Annotated in this window: 1 protein-coding gene; it reads right to left on the minus strand. The window is 44.3% G+C overall.

The window, feature by feature from the left end; all coding sequences use genetic code 11:
* Positions 1 to 577: 577 nt before the first annotated feature.
* Positions 578 to 730 carry a hypothetical protein gene (locus QUA74_RS27505; protein ID WP_333335406.1) on the minus strand — a complete coding sequence of 51 codons (153 nt, stop codon included), beginning with the start codon at positions 728 to 730 and terminating at the stop codon, positions 578 to 580.
* Positions 731 to 842 lie beyond the last annotated feature (112 nt).

Here is an 842-nt window from a genome sequence, read left to right on the forward strand (position 1 = left end):
ATTGTCAGACTACTTCGGTAGCAAATCCCGATGAAGCGTCAAGAATCACCGCTCCTTTAGGACGGTGAGCATTTCAATAGACCGAAAAATCGAACAGCAATATGCTGATTTATGCGAATTTATGCAAAATTATGTGTTCGCCCCTGGTTATCTCTTCAATTCTGAAACGGAAGAGGCAACCACTGACAGAAGCTATGGGCGATCAGCTTTATTAACTTTTGTTAGAAATTGTTAGCTTTTATGCCTTTCCCGGTTGTTGCCGGAGAACTCACAAGCTGTTTGAACTGGGCAAATTCCACCAGCAGCCAACGATCGCCTGTTTGATTCTATGAGCTCCGTCATGGGCGATCGAGCTGTCGCTCAAGCCGATCACTCGCTACCCAGGTGTGACGGCAGGAATTGATGCCTGTGCTGCCACAAAAGTCGCCACAACAACAGGAGCAATGTGAGCAGTCGGCACAGTCGAAGAGCGGGTAAAAATCAAGCGCCTTAACACCTAGAATGCCCCATTCATAAAGGTGCATTATTTTTTCTCTGCACGTAAAAGTCAGGTTTGTACGGACAAAACCATTGCTTGCTACTGAGAGAGAACAACTATAAGCAGTCCCAACAGGTCAAGGCACAAACAGCACAAAAAAGCAGCAATTTGACCGACAAATTCAGGCATTTGCAGGATATTTTCGGGTAAATACAGGTAGAGTGCAGCCCCTGCAAATGCCTGTAATCTCACTGATTTTATACGGCACTTGCCTGACTTTATACTGCACTTGCCTGACTTTAGGGCGCACAAAAATTAGCTATTTTTTAGCGTTTTTAACAAAAACTGAATTGAATTAATAGTC

It is taken from the genome of Microcoleus sp. LAD1_D3 (assembly GCF_036702135.1).
Lineage (GTDB): Bacteria > Cyanobacteriota > Cyanobacteriia > Cyanobacteriales > Microcoleaceae > Microcoleus.